Genomic DNA, 17,046 nt, shown 5'->3' on the forward strand with positions numbered 1-17,046 from the left:
GCCCCGCTGCGAGCTTGCGAGCAGTGGGAGCGCTTGGGGATTAGGCGTGCCCTGCCTCCCGCATTTGGCGCAGTTCCTTTTTCAGGTCCCCCACCTCGTCGCGCAGCCGGGCCGCGAGCTCAAAGTGCAGGTCTGCCGCGGCGCCGTGCATCTGTGCCGTGAGTTCCTCGATCAGCTCCACCAGTTGGCCGGCCGGGCGGGCGGCCAACCCGTCCTGGCGGACCTTTGACTTGGCGGTTTCGCGCTTGGTGCGGGCCTCCTGCAGCAGTGCGGCGGTGTCCGCGTCCTCACGCGCCAGCTGGTCGGTGATGTCGGCGATCTTTTTGCGCAGCGGCTGCGGGTCAATGCCGCGCTCGGTGTTGTACGCCACCTGGATTTCACGGCGGCGGTTCGTCTCGTCAATGGCAAACTGCATGGAGGCGGTGATCCGGTCGGCGTACATGTGGACCTGCCCGGACACGTTGCGGGCGGCACGGCCGATGGTCTGGATCAGCGACGTGGAGGAACGCAGGAAGCCCTCCTTGTCGGCATCGAGGATGCTGACCAGGGATACCTCAGGCAGGTCCAGGCCCTCGCGGAGCAGGTTGATGCCCACCAATACGTCAAAGACGCCCATGCGCAGTTCACGCAGCAGTTCCACCCGGCGCAGCGTGTCGACGTCCGAGTGCAGGTATTGGACCTTGATGCCGTTGCCCAGCAGGTAGTCGGTGAGGTCCTCGGACATGCGCTTGGTCAGTGTGGTGACCAGCACGCGTTCGTTTTTGGCCGTCCGTTCGCGGATTTCACCCAGGAGGTCGTTGATCTGGTCCTTGGACGGCTTGACAATGATTTCCGGATCGATCAGCCCGGTGGGACGGATGATCTGCTGGACGTAGCCATCCGACTTGCCCAGCTCGTACTTGCCGGGAGTGGCGGAGAGGTAGACGGTCTGGCCAACACGGTCCAGGAACTCATCCCATTTCAACGGGCGGTTGTCCATGGCGGAGGGCAGCCGGAAACCGTGGTCCACCAGGGTCCGCTTGCGGGACATGTCGCCTTCGTACATCGCCCCGATCTGCGGCACGGTGACGTGCGATTCGTCGATGACCAGCAGGAAGTCGTCCGGGAAATAGTCGATGAGGCAATGCGGGGCGGTCCCGGGGCCGCGGCCGTCAATGTGCCGGGAATAGTTTTCGATGCCGTTGCAGAATCCCATCTGCTCCATCATTTCCAGGTCGTACGTGGTGCGCATGCGCAGCCGCTGGGCCTCCAACAGCTTGTTTTGGCTTTCCAGTTCCTTGGTGCGGACGGCAAGTTCGTCCTCGATCTGCTTGACAGCACGGTTCATGCGCTCCGGTCCGGCCACATAGTGCGACGCCGGAAACACGTACATTTCGGTTTCCTCGCGGATCACCTGGCCTGTCAGCGGGTGCAACGTGTAGATGTTCTCGATCTCGTCGCCAAAGAATTCAATGCGGAGCGCCTGCTCCTCATACATCGGGATGATTTCCACGGTGTCCCCGCGCACGCGGAACGTGCCGCGGTGGAAGTCGATGTCGTTGCGGGCGTACTGCATGCTGACAAACTTGCGCAGCAGGTCGTCGCGGTTCATGGTCGCACCCTTGGTGAGCGTGACCATGCCGGAGACGTATTCCTCCGGTGTTCCCAGACCGTAGATGCAGGACACCGTGGCCACCACGATGACGTCGCGCCGGGTCAAGAGCGCATTCGTTGCCGAGTGCCGCAGGCGTTCAACTTCCTCGTTGACCGAGGAGTCCTTTTCAATAAAGGTGTCCGACTGGGGCACGTAGGCCTCGGGCTGGTAGTAGTCGTAATACGAGACAAAGTACTCGACGGCGTTGTTGGGCAGCAGTTCCCTGAACTCGTTGGCCAGCTGGGCAGCCAGTGTCTTGTTTTGCACCATCACCAGGGTGGGCCTCTGCACCTGCTCTATCAGCCACGCGGTGGTGGCGGACTTTCCGGTCCCGGTGGCACCGAGCAGCACAATGTCCTTTTCACCGTTGTTGATGCGCTCGGTAAGTTCCTTGATGGCGGCCGGCTGGTCGCCGGCCGGCTGGAACTCGCTAATGACCTCAAACGGGGCAACGACACGATTAATTTCCTGCGCAAGACTCATGGGCTTAAGGCTACTCCCGTTGCGCCATGGGCAGGACTGCCCATGAACGGCAAGTGCCAATTAATCCAGCGCATGTAAAAATGGTTGCAGGACCGACACTTTCACCGAATAGAGGAACCCATGCCGTCTGACACACCGGAAAACCCCTACAACCAGCCCGGGCAGCCCGCCCCCTACGGCCAGCCGCCCGCCCCCTACAACCAGCCCGGGCCGCCCGCCCCCTACGGCCAGCCGCCCTACGGAGCCCCGATGGAAGACCCGGGCAAGACCCTGGGAATTGTTGGCCTGGTGCTGTGTTTCGTCGTCCCCCTGGCCGGGTTGATCGTGTCCATCATCGGCAAGAAAAAGTCCAGGGTTGCGGGCTTCACAAACACACCCGCCAAGGTGGGCGTGATCCTTGGCTGGATCTTCACCATCGTGGGCTTCATCATTGCCATCATCTACATCGTCGTGATCATTGCGGTCCTCAACAACCCCGACATGGTCAACAGCTACTAGGCTCCGCCGCTCCCGGCAGCGGCACTCGAAAGCAGCTGCCCTCCCGCCAGGGAACGGCAGCTGCTTTCGTCGTATCACCGTGCGGAACTGCTACTTCGTTGGGCTGTCCAGCCGCCGCAACATGGCCTCATAGCCGCTGCGTGCGCCGTCGTCGGACCGCAGCCAGTCCCGGAACGCCAGCGCCAGCAGGGCTGCCGGCGAACCATCGACACGGACGTGCAGGTTCACGGCCCGGCCAGGGTCCGCCGCGCTGTGGAAGCGTTTCTGCCAGCGCTCCCCTCCGGCCCCTCCGGCAAGGTCATGCCCCGTGTCCCACCATTGTCCGCCGCGGCGCGGGAAGCCGGCGGCGCCCAGTGCGGCTGCCACACTGTCCGCGTCCGCCCAGGACCGCACGCGCAGCTGGAAGTCAATGACGTCCTTGGCGGCCAGCCCCGGCACGGATGTGGAACCGATGTGGTCCACCGCCACGGCCGCGTCGCCCGCCGCCAGCTCGATCCGCGCAGCCAGCCGCGCCGCCTGTGCCGGCCATGACGGATCCGGCTCCGCGATGGAGGGTGGCCCTGCCAGGGGCGCCGGGCGGCCTGCCGCCAGGTTGCGGGCAAACGGCAGCAGCCGCCCTTCCCAGAGCGCGTCCAGGGCCGCCAGCGCCAGTTCGGGCGCGCCGGAGTTGTCAATCACGACGTCGGCCGCCGCCAGCCGCTGTTCCGGGCCGGCCTGCGCGGCCATCCTCGCCGCGGCATCCACGGCTGTCATCCCCCGGTTCCCCACCATGCGGGCCAGGCGTTGGTCTTCTGGGGCATCGACCACCACGACCAGGTGGAAGTTGGGCCCCTGACCGGTCTCGGCCAGCAGTGGAATGTCCTGGACGACGATGGCGTCCGGGCCGGCGTCGTCCTTCAATTGAGCGGCGGCAGCCCGCACCAGCGGATGGACGATTGCGTTGAGGGCGGCCAGCCGAGCCTTGTCCGCGAACACGACGGCGCCCAGCGCCGGGCGGTCCAGCGATCCGTCGCGCAGCAGCACTGCCGGGCCAAAGCCGGCCGCCACGGCCGCCAGCCCCGGCGTGCCGGGCGCCACGACGTCCCGGGCCAGCCGGTCCGCGTCAATGACCACGGCGCCCAGCTCGCGGAACCGTGCGGAGAGCAGGGACTTGCCGGAGGCGATGCCGCCTGTGAGACCAATCGAAAGCATGCCTCCACACTAGACTGGATCGGTGAACCAGACACCCCAGCTGCCAACGGCACCGCCCGGCCCGAACAGCTACACAACGCTCGCGGCCGGGCAGGACTTCCGCAATGAAATCGCGATCAGGCGCTCCCGCTTCATCACGGTGCTGCGAAGGGTCGAGGACGAAACCGGCGCCCGCGCTCTCGTGGCCGAACTGCGCCGGGAGTTTTACGGCGCCCGGCACCACTGCTCGGCCTTTGTCCTCGGGCCCGGCCGTTCGGTGCGGCGCTCCAACGACGACGGCGAACCGTCCGGCACCGCCGGCGCCCCAATGCTTGACGCACTTTTGAAGCACGGGTCCGGTGCGGGTACCGTGCCGTCGGCAGATCTCAGCGACGTGTGCGCCGTCGTCGTACGATATTTTGGCGGGATCCTCCTCGGTGCCGGCGGCCTGGTGCGGGCCTATTCCGAGTCGGTCGGCACCGCGTTGGAACTCGCGCCGCTGGTGCGGCGCAACCGGCTGCAGCTGTTCACGGTGTCCGTGCCCCACGCCGACGCCGGGCGGGTCGAAAATGAGCTCCGCACAGCCGGCTGCGTCATGACCGGCAACAGCTACGGGGCGGAGAGGACGGACGTGGGCCTGGCCATCGCCGACGACGCCGCCGTCATCGCCGCCGTGCAGGACCGGCTGGCATCCCTGTCGGCCGGGCACAGCACCCTGGTGCCGGTGGGCGTCGACTGGGTGGACGCAGCCAGCTAGACGCCACCGCCCTCTGCCGCGCCCAGCGTCCCTGCCAGGTCCGGCCAGGGCACCGTGACACGCCTGCCAAACGCCCCGGCCTTGGCCAGGTCCGCATGCGAGACCACAATGCCGTCCGGGGACACCTCGAGGATGACGACGCCGCTGGCAAGGTCCGCCCCGGCGTCCCGCAGGTGCCACCGGCCGGCCAACTCGCCAATCCCCCGGTCAACGAGCCGGTCCTCCCCGTCCATGAAATCACTCGGCGCCCCGACGGGATGCCCCAGAAGGTTCCGTGGCTGGACCTCGGAGTAGTCGGCGGACAGTGGCTCCAGGTAGCCGACGGTTTCGCCGTCGTCCGGGCGGGTGACCTTCAGCCATGGGTCAAGGGACATGGGGCATAACCTTCCAGGGACAACGGGGGATGTCACTGTGCAATTTGCATGGGGCTGGTGGATCCCAACGGAAACGGGTCCCCCACCCGAAGGTGGAGGACCCGTTCCGCTGCCGTGAAGGCAGTGCCTTACGGAAATTAGTTTCCGGTCAGCTTTTCGCGCAGTGCGGCAAGTGCCTCATCCGATGCCAGGGTGCCGGCGCCGGTATCAGCCACGGCCGGCTCGGAGGAGTAGGAAGTCCCTGCGGACTCGCCACCGCCTTCGGTGCCGTCGGAAGCTGCATCCTCAGCAGCGTGCTGGGCAACCTGCTTCTTGTGGGCTTCCCAGCGGGTCTGGGCGTCAGAGTACTGCTGCTCCCAAACGGCGCGCTGGGCTTCGTAGCCTTCAAGCCACTCGTTGGACTCGGAATCGAAGCCCTCCGGGTACTTGTAGTTGCCCTCTTCGTCGTACTCGGCAACCATGCCGTAGAGTGCCGGATCGAACTCGGTGGAGTCGACGTCGACACCCTCGTTGGCCTGCTTGAGCGACAGCGAGATGCGGCGGCGTTCCAGGTCGATGTCGATGACCTTGACGAACAGTTCGTCGCCCACGGAGACAACCTGCTCGGCCAGCTCCACGTGGCGCACGGCCAGCTCGGAGATGTGTACAAGGCCTTCGATGCCGTCTTCGACGCGGACGAACGCACCGAACGGAACCAGCTTGGTGACCTTACCCGGCACAACCTGCCCCAGGGCGTGGGTGCGGGCGAAGGTCTGCCACGGATCTTCCTGCGTGGCCTTGAGCGAGAGCGAAACACGCTCGCGGTCCAGATCCACTTCGAGGACCTCGACGGTGACTTCCTGGCCAACTTCGACAACCTCGGAGGGGTGGTCGATGTGCTTCCAGGACAGCTCGGAAACGTGCACGAGGCCGTCTACGCCGCCAAGGTCCACGAAGGCACCGAAGTTGACGATGGAGGAGACGACGCCGGGACGGACCTGGCCCTTTTCCAGCTTGTTGAGGAACGTCGAGCGCACCTCGGACTGGGTCTGCTCGAGCCAGGCACGGCGGGAAAGGACCACGTTGTTGCGGTTCTTGTCCAGTTCGATGATCTTCGCTTCGATCTTCTGGCCGATGTACGGAGCCAGGTCGCGCACACGGCGCATCTCGACGAGCGATGCGGGCAGGAAGCCGCGCAGGCCGATGTCGAGGATAAGACCACCCTTGACCACCTCGATGACGGTACCGGTGACGACGCCGTCTTCTTCCTTGACCTTCTCGATGTCGCCCCAGGCGCGCTCGTACTGCGCGCGCTTCTTGGAGAGGATGAGACGGCCTTCTTTGTCTTCCTTCGTGAGCACCAGGGCTTCGACCTGATCGCCAACGGCGACAACGTCACCGGGGTCAACGTCGTGCTTGATGGAGAGCTCGCGGGAGGGGATGACGCCTTCGGTCTTGTAACCGATGTCGAGCAGAACTTCGTCGCGGTCAACCTTGACAACTACACCTTCGACGAGGTCGCCGTCATTGAAGTACTTGATGGTTGCGTCCACTGCGGCGAGGAATTCTTCAGCAGTACCGATGTCGTTGATGGCAACAACAGGAGTGGTACTAGTCTTCTCGGGGGTCGTGATGGTCATGTAGTAGGGGCTCCGATGTGGATAGTGGTTTCGCCGGTCCCGGGTCACGCCGCGACTGTTCGCGAGCGTGCGGGCCGGGCCCGGAATTATTATGGTTGCAGGGGTTCCTGCGGTTGCTTCCTGCACGCAGCGAGCGGATGTGGCCCGGTAGTGAGGGCCCAATCCACGCATTACATGCCCATTTAGTCTAGTTGCTTGCGCCAAGGAGCGCAAAATGCAAGTACGACGGCGATAATTGCGTTTGTGGACAAATCAACCCTTCTCGTTTTGGGCCCGAACGCGTGGGTATTGCTGGCCGTGCTGCTGGTCCTGGCTGCGGCGATGTGGCGCGTGGCGCTGGGCAGGCCGCCGGCCCAGATGCTCGTCGCGGGGCTCCGCGCACTGATCCAGCTTGCCGCCGTCGCGCTGGTCATTGCCTATTTGGCCGACAGGGGCGCGTGGGCGTTTGCCTTTGTGGCACTGATGTTTGTGGTGGGGGTGTGGACGTGCGGGCGCAGGGTGGCCCGCCGCGGCCGGTGGTGGTTGGCCGCCCTCCCACTGGCGGCCGGGGTGGTGCCCGTGGCCGTGCTGATGTTTGCCGCAGGCGTGCTCCCGTTCAGCGCCCTGGCCATCATCGCCGTGCTGGGGCAGCAGATTGGCGGGGCCATGTCCACCGTGACGCTGGCCGGCCGGCGCATCGAGGACGAGCTGGTCCTGCGGCACGGCGAGGTGGAGGCCGCCGTGGCCCTCGGCTTCCTCTGGCATGCGGCCAGGATGATGGTGGGGCGGCCCGTGGCCGCGGAGGCGGTGCTGCCGTCCGTGGACCAGACCCGCACCGCCGGGCTGGTGACGCTGCCCGGCGCCTTTGTGGGCATGATCCTTGGCGGCGCAGCACCACTGGATGCCGGGCTCATCCAGCTGCTGGTCTTGATTTCGCTGCTGCTGGTCAACTCGACGGCCGCCGCAACCACCCTGTGGCTGAGCTGCCGGGGGGCGTGGGCGCGCCGCCCCGCTTGACACTGCCGCCGGCGGGCTGGCGCCTCCCCACTCAGGCGGGCTACTTAGTCGGGCTGCCCAAGACCACGTGGGACCGGCTGTGGCTGAGGTAGTCGTCGGCCCAGGAAATGACTGCACTGATGCGCTGCCGATTGCCCGACAGCAGCACCACATGCACGCCGAGCCACGCCAGAAAGGCCAGGGGGCCCTGCACCTGGAAGCGCTTGGGTCCAATCTCGGCCACCGCGGCGCCACGGCCGATCATGGCCATGTAGCCTTTGTCCACGTAAGCAAATGGTGTCCGCGTGCCGCCGGTGAGGTCGGCATGGATGTTGCGCGCCGCCCATTTGCCCGCCTGCTGCGCGCAGGAGCCAAGCTGCGGCAGTTTCGCACCGCGCGCGTCGGTCATGTTCGCCGCATCACCGAGCACATAGATGCCGGTGGTGTTTGGCGCGGTCAGGTCCGGGTTGACATCAATCCGGCCTCCGCGTCCCTGTTGCAGGCCGGACTGGGCAACGACGGCACCCGCCTTCAGCCCCCCGGCCCAGATGACCAGCTGTGCCGGCAGCGTGGTGCCATCGGCAAACGCAACCCCGTCCGGACGCACCTCCGTCACGCCCTGGCCCATCTTGAGCCGCACGCCCGCCGCCTGCAGGTGGCTGGTTGCGTACGCCTTGGACTTGTCCGAAAACGCGTTCAGGACGCTCGGCACCATGTCGACCAGGTGGACGCTCGAGCGGGCCGCCAACTCTTGTGAAAAGTATTTGGGGATGACGTACTTGAAGTTTTCCGCGATGGCGCCGGCGGTCTCCACCCCCGTGGGTCCGCCACCGACCACGACAACGTGGATGCCACCGCCGTCGCTGCCCCCGCGATGGGCTGCATCGAGGGCACGGACCAGGTCATTGCCGAGGCGGACCGCATCCGGTACGGAATACAAGGGATAGGCGTGTTCCTCGGCGCCCGGAGTGTTGAAGTAGTTGGCCTCCGCCCCTGCCGCCAGGACGAGGATTTGGGCGTGGAAGGTATCGCCGTCGGCGGTCGTGACGGTATGGGCGTGGACATCCACCGCCACCACTTTCGCGGTGACCACGCTGGCGCTGCGGTAGCGCTGGAACATCCCGCGAAACGTCCGGGTGACGTCGGAGACGCCAATCTGTGCCGTCGCGACCTGGTAAAGCAGCGGCTGGAACTGGTGATAGTTGTTCTGGTCCACGAGGAGCACTTTCACGCCCTGGCGGCCCAGCGCCTTGACGGCTGCCACGCCGGCAAATCCCCCGCCGACCACGATGACCTGGAATGATTTCTCCATTGGCTGACCCTTTCATCCATGTGTGGCCGCGCTGCCACGGTACTTCAATGCCCCCTTGTGGGTGAATCCTACCCGCGGCCCGCCGGATGTGGCAGGGACGGCGGCTAGAAGTTGGTCAGGCTGTGGGCCGACACGGGCAGGGCCAGCAGGGCGTCGAACCGGTCCGCGGTGCCAGGCTTCTCCTCGCGGAGCCGCCCTGCGGCCAGCAGCGTCCGTGCCGTGACGGCGCCGAGGTACATGCTGGAGAGCTCGCTGACGCCCATGGCCAGCTCCGCCTCAACCGAGCCGTCCTCGGGGCAGCGCGTGACGGTGGCCGTGCCGCGGACCACCTCAATGCGGAAGATCCCGGACGCGTGCCCCAGCGGGTCCGCAACATGGATGGAGATCCGCCCGTCCGCCCTGTAGGGGCGGGCGGCCAGGGCAGCGGGGACATCCAGAATGCGCAGCCACAGGTGGTCTTCGGTTTCAGTCCGCTTGTAGTCCCGCTTGGCAGCCATGGCCCATTCCAGCGGGTCCACTTCGGGGGCCATGTCCCAGGTGACCCGCCCAATCAGGTCCAGTGAGCCAAGGTAGTTCCACAGCGCCAGGTAGGCGCCCTCGCCAGCTGCCAGCAGGTCAACGATCTTGACTGTGGGAGGCGTGGCGGCCTCGTCCGGCTTGTAGGTGACGTATCCGTCCACCTCCCCCGCCGCGTCGTAGTGCAGGGCCGCGCGGATGTTTTTCGACGGTTCCATGGATGAGTAGTCTCCCTGGCCGGAAGCAACCAGGCGGTACATCTCATGCCGGCCGATGGAGCCGTAGGTGGCGGCATGGACCCGCGCAAAAATCTCGTTGTGGAGATCGTGGACCACCTGGACGTCGGCCACTTCAACCGTGCCCTGCGCAGCGGCGGAAGGGCTGTGGAACGCAATTCCGCCGCGGCTGGAGACCTCGACCTGGCAGACATGTGTGGCCGCGCCAAAGCCGAACCGGCCGTAGATGACGGCCTCCGAGGCCGTCAGGGCAGCCATGGGGATGCCCGCGGCCTTCGCCTGGGCCAGGTCAGTGCTGATCATGGCGCGCAGGATTCCGCGCCGGCGGTGGCTGGGACGGACCGTCACGGCCGTGATTTGGTGTACCGGCAGCAGTGTCCCGCCACCCACGTTGAGGTCCTTGCGATGGTAGGCATAAGTAGCCACGGGATATTCCGGGCCCCAGGCCCCCGCTGGGGTCGCTGCGTCGATCAGGTAGGCACCCGTTGCCATGCGCCCGTCCACCTGCTCCAGGGCGGCGACCTTTGCCAGTTCCGCCCCGGTGGGTGCATTCGCGTAGAAGCCCAGCGCCACGGCCTCGGACCACCTGGCCACCTCGTCGGGCACCTTCCCCTGTACCAGGCGGACCGGGAAGGTGCGCAGCTCGTACGGGAACGGCCGCGGGTTGCGGGTTGACGTTTCGCGTTCCGTGCTCATCGTGCTTCCTTCGCTGTGGGAGATGGGGAATGGCCGGCTGGGGGTGTCCGTCAGTGTCCGGCGTCGTTCCAGCTGGAGCCGACGCCCACCTGGACTTCCAGCGGAACTTTCAAGTCCGCGGCGGCGCCCATCTGGGCCACCACCAGCGCCTCCACTGCGTCCCGCTCCCCCGGCCAGACTTCCAGGACCAGTTCATCGTGGACCTGAAGCAGCATGCGGGACTTGAGGCCCTGCTTTTGAAGTTCCGCCGCTACACCAAGCATGGCGTGCTTGATGATGTCCGCCGCCGAGCCTTGGATGGGCGAGTTCAGGGCCACGCGCTCGGCGAGCTCACGGAGCTGGCGGTCGGTGCTGGAGAGGTCCGGCAGGTACCGGCGGCGTCCCTCGATGGTGGAGGTGTAGCCGTCGATGCGGGCCTGTTCGACGACGCCGCGCAGGTAGTCGCGCACCCCACCAAAGCGGTCAAAGTAGTCCTTGACGAGCGTGCGGGCCTCGTCCACGGAGATCTCCAGCTGCTTGGACAGGCCAAAGCTGGTGAGCCCATAGGCCAGCCCGTAGGACATCGCCTTGACTTTGGAACGCATGGCCGGGGTGACTTCCTCCGGCGGCACGCCGAAGACGTGCGAGCCAACATAGCGGTGCAGGTCCTCACCCTCCGCATACGCCTGGATGAGCCCGGCATCCCCGGAAAGGTGCGCCATGATGCGCATCTCGATCTGCGAGTAGTCGGCGGCAAGCAGGCATTCATAGCCCTCGGTGACCACAAACATGTCCCGGACACGCCGGCCTTCCTCGCTGCGGATGGGGATGTTCTGCAGGTTGGGGTTGTTGGAGGAAAGCCGGCCCGTGGCCGCGACGTTCTGCGCATAGGTCGTGTGGATGCGTCCGTCATCGGCCACGGACTTCTTCAGCGTTTCCACCATCTGCCGCAGCTTGGACGCCTCCCGGTGGGCCATGAGCTGGGCCAGGAACTCGTGGCCGGTCTTCTCCAAGAGTGCCTTCAGCGAGGCTGCGTCCGTGGTGTAGCCGGTCTTGATCTTCTTGGTCTTGGGCAGTTCCAGCTCTTCAAACAGCACCTGCTGCAGTTGCTTGGGCGAGCCCAGGTTCACTTCGTGGCCAATGGCGGCAAAGGCCGCAGCCTGGGAGGCGTCCATGGTGGCCGTCAAGTCGGCCATCAGCGTCTCCAGCCGCTCACGGGAGATGTCAATGCCCGTCAGTTCCATCCCGGCCAGGACGGCGGCCAGCGGCAGCTCCAGTTCGGCCAGCAGGGTGGCGGCCCCGCGTTCGGCGAGCATGGGGGCAAAGTGTTCGCTAAGCAGCAGTGCCACGTAGCCGTGCTGCACGGCGTCGGCAAACTTGGCGCCCGCCTCAAGCCCCAGGTCCAGCTGGCCGGCGGACTCCTGCCCGGCGGCCGCGAAGGTGACCTTGAGGTGGACCTGGCTCAGGGCGGGAAGGTCGTAGCTGCGCCGGTCCGGCTGAATCAGGTAGCCGGAGATGGACGTGTCGTCCACCACGCCGGCCAGCGACAGCCCGCGCGGGGCCAGGGCCTTGAGTGCTTCCTTGTATTCGTGGACCACCTTGGGTGCGTCCGAGGTCAGCCAGCGGGACAGTTCCCCGTCCAGTGCCTCGTCGGCAGTGCCAAGTTCGACGACGGCGGCGGAGTCCGCCCGCACCAGGGCCACCGCCGTGGCCTCCGGCAGCAGGCCCACCCGTTCGGAAAGGACGTCCACAGCGGTCGGTGCCGGTGCCCCCGCAACGTTGGTTCCGGCGTCGAGCCATGCGTTGAGCGTTGCCGCGTCCGTGACCATCCGGTGCGCGGGCACCTCGTGGCCCTCGCCGTCGTCTGCCGACTCCTCCTCGCCGAAGAGGTCGAAGAGCCTCTTGCGCAGCGTGTTGAACTGGAGGGCGTCAAAGAGCTCCTCCACGGCTTCGCGGTCAGGGGACCGCAGCACCGTGTCCTCGAGCGCCACGGGCAGCTCCATGTCGCGCAGCAGGTGGTTCAGGCGGCGGTTGCGCCTGACGTCGTCCACGTGGGCGCGCAGCGATTCGCCGACCTTGCCGCCGATGGCGTCCAGGTTCGCCAGGACGCCTTCAAGGCCGCCGTAGAGGTTGATCCACTTGGCCGCGGTCTTGGGCCCGACGCCGGGCACGCCCGGAAGGTTGTCAGCGGTCTCCCCCACCAGGGCGGCCAGGTCGGAATAGCGGTTCGGCGGGACCAGGTACTTGGCTTCCACGGCGGCGGCGTCCATGGGCGGGATGTCGGAGATGCCCTTCTTCGGGTACAGCACCAGCACCTTGTCGGTAATGAGCTGGAAGGCGTCGCGGTCTCCGGAGACCACCAGGACGTCCCAGCCGGCGCTCTCGCCTTGGACGGACAGCGTGGCAATGATGTCGTCGGCCTCGAAGCCGTCCACTGAAATGGTGGGGATGTTCATGGCGGCCATGACCTTGATGATCAGGTCGATCTGGCCGTAAAACTCCTCCGGCGTCTTGTTGCGCCCGCCCTTGTACTCGGTGTATTCCAGGGAGCGGAAGGTGGGGGTGTCCAGGTCAAAGGCGACCACCACATGCGTGGGCTTTTGTTGGCGGATCATGGTCAGCAGCATGGAGGTGAAGCCGTGGACGGCATTGGTGTGCTGGCCGGCCTCCGTGGAAAAGTTTTCCGGCGGCAGCGCATAGAAGGCCCGGAACGCCATGGAATGGCCGTCGATCACCAGCAGGCGGGGCGTTTCGCCGGGTACGGCGGCAGCGGGAACAGGTGTTTTGGGGGCCGTCTTGGCAGATTCACTCACAGGTGCCAGCCTAGTCATCATGAACGCTAATTTCACGCCGCCGCCCTTTACCGCCGAACTTGCCGCAGCGGGGGTGCCCGCGAAGTTCCACGAGTGGCTGGGACACCTGGGCGTCGGCGCCCTGGTGGTGAAGATGGGAATCGTGTTTGGGGAGATGGCCCCGGAGCGGATGACGGCCACCATGCCGGTGGAAGGAAACACACAGCTCGTGGGCCTGTTGCACGGCGGGGCGCACCTGGTTCTGGCCGACACACTGGGGTCCTTTGCCTCCGCGCTGCACGCCGGACCCACCCGGCGCCCGGTGGGCATTGAGATAGGCGCCACGCACCACCGCGGCATCAAGGCGGGGCTGGTCACCGGCACCGCCACGGCACTCCACCTGGGCCGCACCCTGGCCACGCACGAGGTGGTCATGACCGACGCCGAAGGACGCCTGCTCTCCACCGCCCGGATCACCAACATGATCCTGGACGCCTGATCCCCACGCCTCCCCACGCCCTCCCCACGCCCTCCCACTGCTCGCAAGCTCGCAGCGGGTCCCTCGGGCGCGTGGGCCCAACCCGCCAGCCAACGACGCCGGGCACCTGCCTCCCGCTGTGAACGGAAGGCAGGTGCCCGGCGTCGTGCTTAAACGGCTTAGACGCTGACGCCGAACCAGCCCATGGCGGTCTTGTAGAAGAGCGGAACAATTAAGATGATGCCGCTGGCGACGGCCAGGCCGCAGAAACCGAAGCACACCCAGGAGCCCCACTTTGCGGCCGTATTGATCCTGGCGGTGTCGTCGCCGCTGACGGCGGTGAGACGGACGCCCAGTGAGTACATCACGACGACGAAGCCCGCGCCGACGAGCGTGACGACGGCCACCACGATGAATCCCCTCCAGTCGATCACCGCCGTGTTGGCAGTCTTGGCGGCGAGGTTGGCAATGGTTGCAAACTGCATTATTTAACCTTCTTACTGCTTTGCTTTTTGCCGCCCTTGGGCGCTTCGGCAGCCTTGGTCATGGCCTTAAGAACCGCGGTGTCAGCCTGGTCGAGGGCTGCCTGGGCTCTGGCACGGACATCGGCGGTCTCGGCGGCGCGCTTGGCAGCCTTTGCCGCGAGCTTCTCCGCGGCGCGGACCTGGGCAGCCAGGCGCTCGCGCTCCTTCTTACTCGGGATGTGGAGGGCCTCGCCCACAGCGTCGACGTCGCTGATGGCGTTGTTGTGGTCCACAGTCTCACGCTGGGACAAGTAGAACATGACCAGGATGGCACCCAGCCCCAGGACGGCGACAATGACGATTCCCACGGTGCCGGTGCGGATCAGTAGTGCGGCGAGTCCGCCGACGACCGCCGCGGCCGGCAGGGTGAAAAGCCAGCCGAGGCTGATCTTGCCAATAGCGCCCCAGCGGACAGTGGAACCCTTGCGGCCCAGGCCGGAACCGATCACGGAGCCGGACGCGACGTGGGTGGTGGATAGCGCGAAGCCGAGGTGGCTTGAGGCCAGGATGGCGGCCGCGGTGCTGGTTTCTGCCGCGAAGCCCTGGGCGGGCTTGACGTCGGTCAGTCCGGATCCCAGGGTGCGGATGATGCGCCAGCCGCCGGCGTATGTTCCGCCGGCAATGGCCAGGGCACAGGCCGTGATGACCCAGATGTGGGGCCCGGTGCCTGGAGCCTGCAGCTGGGAGGCGATCAACACCAAGGTGATGACACCCATGGTCTTCTGGGCGTCGTTGGTGCCGTGCGCCAGGGCAACGAGGGAGGAGCTGAAGACCTGCCCGCGGCGGAAGCCGCCGCGTTTTTGGGTCAGCTTGTCACCGGAGTCCGGGTCTGAGCGGCGGGTGATGCCGTAGGCCATCTTGGTGCACAGGTACGCCACACCGCCGGCAACGGCGGGGGCCAGCAGCGCCGGGAAAATCACCTTGGACAGGACCACCAGGAAGTTCACGGCGCCGAAGGACCAGGTGCCGACGATGGCGGCACCGATCAGGCCGCCAAAAAGTGCGTGCGATGAGCTGGAGGGCAGCCCCAGGAGCCACGTGAACAGATTCCACAACACTGCGCCCATGAGTCCGGCAAAGATCATCTCCGGGGTGATCGCAACACCGCCCGGACCCTCGTTGATGATGCCCCCGGAGATGGTCTTGGCGACTTCCGTCGAGAGGAAGGCACCCACCAGGTTCAAGATGGCGGCGAGTGCCACAGCCGTTTTGGGCTTGATGGCACCGGTGGCAATGGGGGTTGCCATTGCGTTGGCCGTGTCATGAAATCCATTTGTAAAATCAAAAAAAAGGGCCAGTGCTATGACAAGCACGACCATGAAGGTGAGATCCACCCGCGATCCATTTCTGTTGGGGGCAAAAGCGAAACTGCAAAGAGTCTAGTCGGACTAGGCCCTTAGCGGCATTGCGGGCACTTGGCACACGTGGGCCATGGAGCGACCCAACCTTTACGATCCTACGATGATTCTCTCCATTGATATTGCAGCGTTGCCCGCATGCGCGTCCACTTGCCCGGGCTGCCCATGGACGGGCTGCCCGGGCTAGGCTTCATGGCACTGGACGTTTCTCCCGCCCCCATATCGGGGGCGTGGAGGCGTTCGGTCCGGGCTGAAGGATGGTTGGTGTGTTGTGAGCAACTTGGAATCCGAACCGCAGGAACTGGTTTGCCCCAGCAGTCCGGGCACCGTGGAGGTGCTGGAACCGCGGCTGGTGCCGCTGGGCGGACCGCGGGCCATGACCGTGCGGAGGACCCTGCCGCAGCGCCAGCGCTCGCTCGTCGGTGCCTGGTGCTTCGTTGACCACTACGGTCCCGACGACGTCGCCGGCACCGGCGGCATGTCGGTACCGCCGCATCCACATACCGGCCTGCAAACGGTCAGTTGGCTGTTTACCGGCGAAATTGAGCATGCGGACAGTGCTGGATATCACGCCATGGTGCGCCCCGGGGAACTGAATTTGATGACTGCCGGGCGCGGCATCAGCCACTCCGAGTACTCGACGCCCACCACTACCGTGCTGCATGGTGCCCAGCTCTGGGTGGCGCTGCCGGACGGCGCGCGCTTCATGGCGCCGACGTTTGAACACTACCGGCCGGCGCCGGTCACCCTTCCCGGAGCCACGCTGAGCGTCTTCCTGGGCGCGCTGGCCGGGGAGGAGTCACCCGTGGTGACCCATACGCCGCTTTTGGGTGCTGAATTGATGCTCGACGCCGGTGCTTCGCTCACGCTTGAACTGGATCCGGCATTTGAACACGGATTCCTGGTGGATTCCGGTTCTGTTGCCGTGGCCGGGCAGCCGCTCCGATTTGGCGAGTTGGGATACGTGGGGCCGGGACGTCCCGGCGTGACGCTAGTGGCCGGACCGGAACCCGTGCGGTTGCTCCTGATTGGTGGGACTCCCCTGGGTGAGTCCATTGTCATGTGGTGGAACTTTGTGGGCCGCTCTCATGAGGAAATTGTTGGATTTCGCGACGCCTGGCAGGCGGAGATTGCTGCCGCAGGGCCCCACAGTAACGTGCAGCGGTTCGGCCTGCCCGATCACCAAGCTGATCCACCTCTCCCGGCGCCGACACTTCCTACGGTCAAGCTTCGTCCCCGAACCAATCCGAACTGATCCGGGCCCGGCAACCGGTGGCGTGGAGTGGCAGGCCCTGCGTTGTGCGCCGCATTCATTGACGGTGGTCTTCTTTGAAGGTGGTAACGCCTGTCAGGACCGGTGGTCGATCCCTGTCTGCCCCTACCGCGCGCCTTGCCTTGGCAACCTGCTGTCGAGACCCGTTGGGACCTGGTGTGCTGCGAACGTTGTCAGTGGTCTTCGTTGGTGTGGGGCTTGATGTTGTATTCGATGAGGTTTTCGAGCGGGCTGTGGCTTCGGTCGAACCGGGATGCTGCCATGCCCGCCGCCCGGGCGCCTGGCGCCGTTCCCGCCGCCGCGCCGGTCCCCAGGCCTGCTGTCGTGTTGTTGCGGTGGTCGAGTTGTTGGGTGAGGTGTTTTTTGAGCCATT

15 protein-coding genes are annotated in these 17,046 nt (G+C 65.9%); 5 read left to right on the plus strand and 10 right to left on the minus strand.

Features of this window, described 5'->3' with window-relative positions:
* Window positions 1-40: 40 nt before the first annotated feature.
* Window positions 41-2,116, minus strand: a complete 2,076-nt coding sequence (uvrB, locus tag CVV68_RS18920) for an excinuclease ABC subunit UvrB (protein WP_110502555.1) — start codon at window positions 2,114-2,116, stop codon at window positions 41-43.
* Window positions 2,117-2,236: 120 nt separating this feature from the next.
* Here uvrB and CVV68_RS18925 point away from each other — a divergent pair, with 120 nt between their 5' ends.
* Window positions 2,237-2,614 (plus strand): DUF4190 domain-containing protein, encoded by a 378-nt coding sequence (locus tag CVV68_RS18925; protein ID WP_110502556.1) that lies wholly within the window; start codon window positions 2,237-2,239, stop codon window positions 2,612-2,614.
* A gap of 90 nt (window positions 2,615-2,704) precedes the next feature.
* Here the strand turns inward: CVV68_RS18925 and coaE are convergent, their stop codons facing one another.
* Window positions 2,705-3,805: a dephospho-CoA kinase gene (coaE, locus tag CVV68_RS18930; RefSeq protein ID WP_110502557.1), complete on the minus strand. Its 1,101-nt coding sequence runs from the start codon at window positions 3,803-3,805 to the stop codon at window positions 2,705-2,707.
* Between the two features lie 22 nt (window positions 3,806-3,827).
* Between coaE and CVV68_RS18935 the strand changes: the two genes are divergently transcribed.
* Window positions 3,828-4,541 carry an IMPACT family protein gene (locus CVV68_RS18935; RefSeq protein ID WP_245933654.1) on the plus strand — a complete coding sequence of 238 codons (714 nt, stop codon included), beginning with the start codon at window positions 3,828-3,830 and terminating at the stop codon, window positions 4,539-4,541.
* Here CVV68_RS18935 and CVV68_RS18940 read toward each other — a convergent pair.
* Together CVV68_RS18940 and rpsA are read right to left on the minus strand one after the other, a co-directional pair.
* Window positions 4,538-4,915: a hypothetical protein gene (locus CVV68_RS18940; protein WP_110502558.1), complete on the minus strand. Its 378-nt coding sequence runs from the start codon at window positions 4,913-4,915 to the stop codon at window positions 4,538-4,540. The genes CVV68_RS18935 and CVV68_RS18940 overlap by 4 nt on opposite strands.
* A gap of 137 nt (window positions 4,916-5,052) precedes the next feature.
* Window positions 5,053-6,534 (minus strand): 30S ribosomal protein S1, encoded by a 1,482-nt coding sequence (gene rpsA, locus CVV68_RS18945; protein WP_110502559.1) that lies wholly within the window; start codon window positions 6,532-6,534, stop codon window positions 5,053-5,055.
* Between the two features lie 243 nt (window positions 6,535-6,777).
* Here rpsA and CVV68_RS18950 point away from each other — a divergent pair, with 243 nt between their 5' ends.
* Complete coding sequence (locus tag CVV68_RS18950) at window positions 6,778-7,530, plus strand: ABC transporter permease (RefSeq protein ID WP_211320914.1); 753 nt, start codon at window positions 6,778-6,780, stop codon at window positions 7,528-7,530.
* A gap of 40 nt (window positions 7,531-7,570) precedes the next feature.
* On the opposite strand, the gene CVV68_RS18955 is transcribed toward CVV68_RS18950, so the two are convergent.
* The 3 genes from CVV68_RS18955 to polA form a co-directional block, all read right to left on the minus strand.
* A complete protein-coding gene (locus tag CVV68_RS18955; protein ID WP_110502560.1) occupies window positions 7,571-8,821 on the minus strand; it encodes an NAD(P)/FAD-dependent oxidoreductase in 1,251 nt (416 codons plus the stop codon).
* Window positions 8,822-8,925: 104 nt separating this feature from the next.
* Window positions 8,926-10,269 carry a GNAT family N-acetyltransferase gene (locus CVV68_RS18960; RefSeq protein ID WP_110502561.1) on the minus strand — a complete coding sequence of 448 codons (1,344 nt, stop codon included), beginning with the start codon at window positions 10,267-10,269 and terminating at the stop codon, window positions 8,926-8,928.
* Window positions 10,270-10,319: 50 nt separating this feature from the next.
* Window positions 10,320-12,965, minus strand: a complete 2,646-nt coding sequence (gene polA, locus CVV68_RS18965) for a DNA polymerase I (protein WP_245933657.1) — start codon at window positions 12,963-12,965, stop codon at window positions 10,320-10,322.
* Window positions 12,966-13,080: 115 nt separating this feature from the next.
* Here polA and CVV68_RS18970 point away from each other — a divergent pair, with 115 nt between their 5' ends.
* A complete protein-coding gene (locus tag CVV68_RS18970) occupies window positions 13,081-13,539 on the plus strand; it encodes a hotdog fold thioesterase (RefSeq protein ID WP_110502563.1) in 459 nt (152 codons plus the stop codon).
* 158 nt (window positions 13,540-13,697) lie between these two features.
* Here CVV68_RS18970 and CVV68_RS18975 read toward each other — a convergent pair whose 3' ends face one another.
* A complete protein-coding gene (locus CVV68_RS18975) occupies window positions 13,698-14,003 on the minus strand; it encodes a hypothetical protein (RefSeq protein ID WP_245933655.1) in 306 nt (101 codons plus the stop codon).
* Window positions 14,003-15,376 (minus strand): inorganic phosphate transporter, encoded by a 1,374-nt coding sequence (locus CVV68_RS18980; RefSeq protein ID WP_110502564.1) that lies wholly within the window; start codon window positions 15,374-15,376, stop codon window positions 14,003-14,005. Before CVV68_RS18980 ends, CVV68_RS18975 begins: the two co-directional genes overlap by 1 nt.
* Window positions 15,377-15,671: 295 nt before the next feature.
* On the opposite strand from CVV68_RS18980, the gene CVV68_RS18985 reads away from it, so the two are divergent.
* Window positions 15,672-16,655, plus strand: a complete 984-nt coding sequence (locus tag CVV68_RS18985; protein ID WP_110502565.1) for a pirin family protein — start codon at window positions 15,672-15,674, stop codon at window positions 16,653-16,655.
* A gap of 191 nt (window positions 16,656-16,846) precedes the next feature.
* Here CVV68_RS18985 and CVV68_RS23625 read toward each other — a convergent pair.
* The coding region (locus tag CVV68_RS23625; RefSeq protein WP_170133249.1) for a hypothetical protein at window positions 16,847-17,046 on the minus strand (200 nt) is incomplete at its 5' end.

It is taken from the genome of Arthrobacter livingstonensis, from assembly GCF_003219815.1.
In the GTDB taxonomy this organism is placed as follows: domain Bacteria; phylum Actinomycetota; class Actinomycetes; order Actinomycetales; family Micrococcaceae; genus Specibacter; species Specibacter livingstonensis.

What these genes read in the sequence shown, in the direction of transcription:
- uvrB (WP_110502555.1), bottom strand. Translation starts at nt 2,116, where the DNA reads ATGAGTCTTGCGCAGGAAATTAATCGTGTCGTTGCCCCGTTTGAGGTC.
- CVV68_RS18925 (WP_110502556.1), top strand. Translation starts at nt 2,237, where the DNA reads ATGCCGTCTGACACACCGGAAAACCCCTACAACCAGCCCGGGCAGCCC.
- coaE (WP_110502557.1), bottom strand. Translation starts at nt 3,805, where the DNA reads ATGCTTTCGATTGGTCTCACAGGCGGCATCGCCTCCGGCAAGTCCCTG.
- CVV68_RS18940 (WP_110502558.1), bottom strand. Translation starts at nt 4,915, where the DNA reads ATGTCCCTTGACCCATGGCTGAAGGTCACCCGCCCGGACGACGGCGAA.
- rpsA (WP_110502559.1), bottom strand. Translation starts at nt 6,534, where the DNA reads ATGACCATCACGACCCCCGAGAAGACTAGTACCACTCCTGTTGTTGCC.
- CVV68_RS18955 (WP_110502560.1), bottom strand. Translation starts at nt 8,821, where the DNA reads ATGGAGAAATCATTCCAGGTCATCGTGGTCGGCGGGGGATTTGCCGGC.
- CVV68_RS18960 (WP_110502561.1), bottom strand. Translation starts at nt 10,269, where the DNA reads ATGAGCACGGAACGCGAAACGTCAACCCGCAACCCGCGGCCGTTCCCG.
- polA (WP_245933657.1), bottom strand. Translation starts at nt 12,965, where the DNA reads ATGGCGTTCCGGGCCTTCTATGCGCTGCCGCCGGAAAACTTTTCCACG.
- CVV68_RS18970 (WP_110502563.1), top strand. Translation starts at nt 13,081, where the DNA reads ATGAACGCTAATTTCACGCCGCCGCCCTTTACCGCCGAACTTGCCGCA.
- CVV68_RS18975 (WP_245933655.1), bottom strand. Translation starts at nt 14,003, where the DNA reads ATGCAGTTTGCAACCATTGCCAACCTCGCCGCCAAGACTGCCAACACG.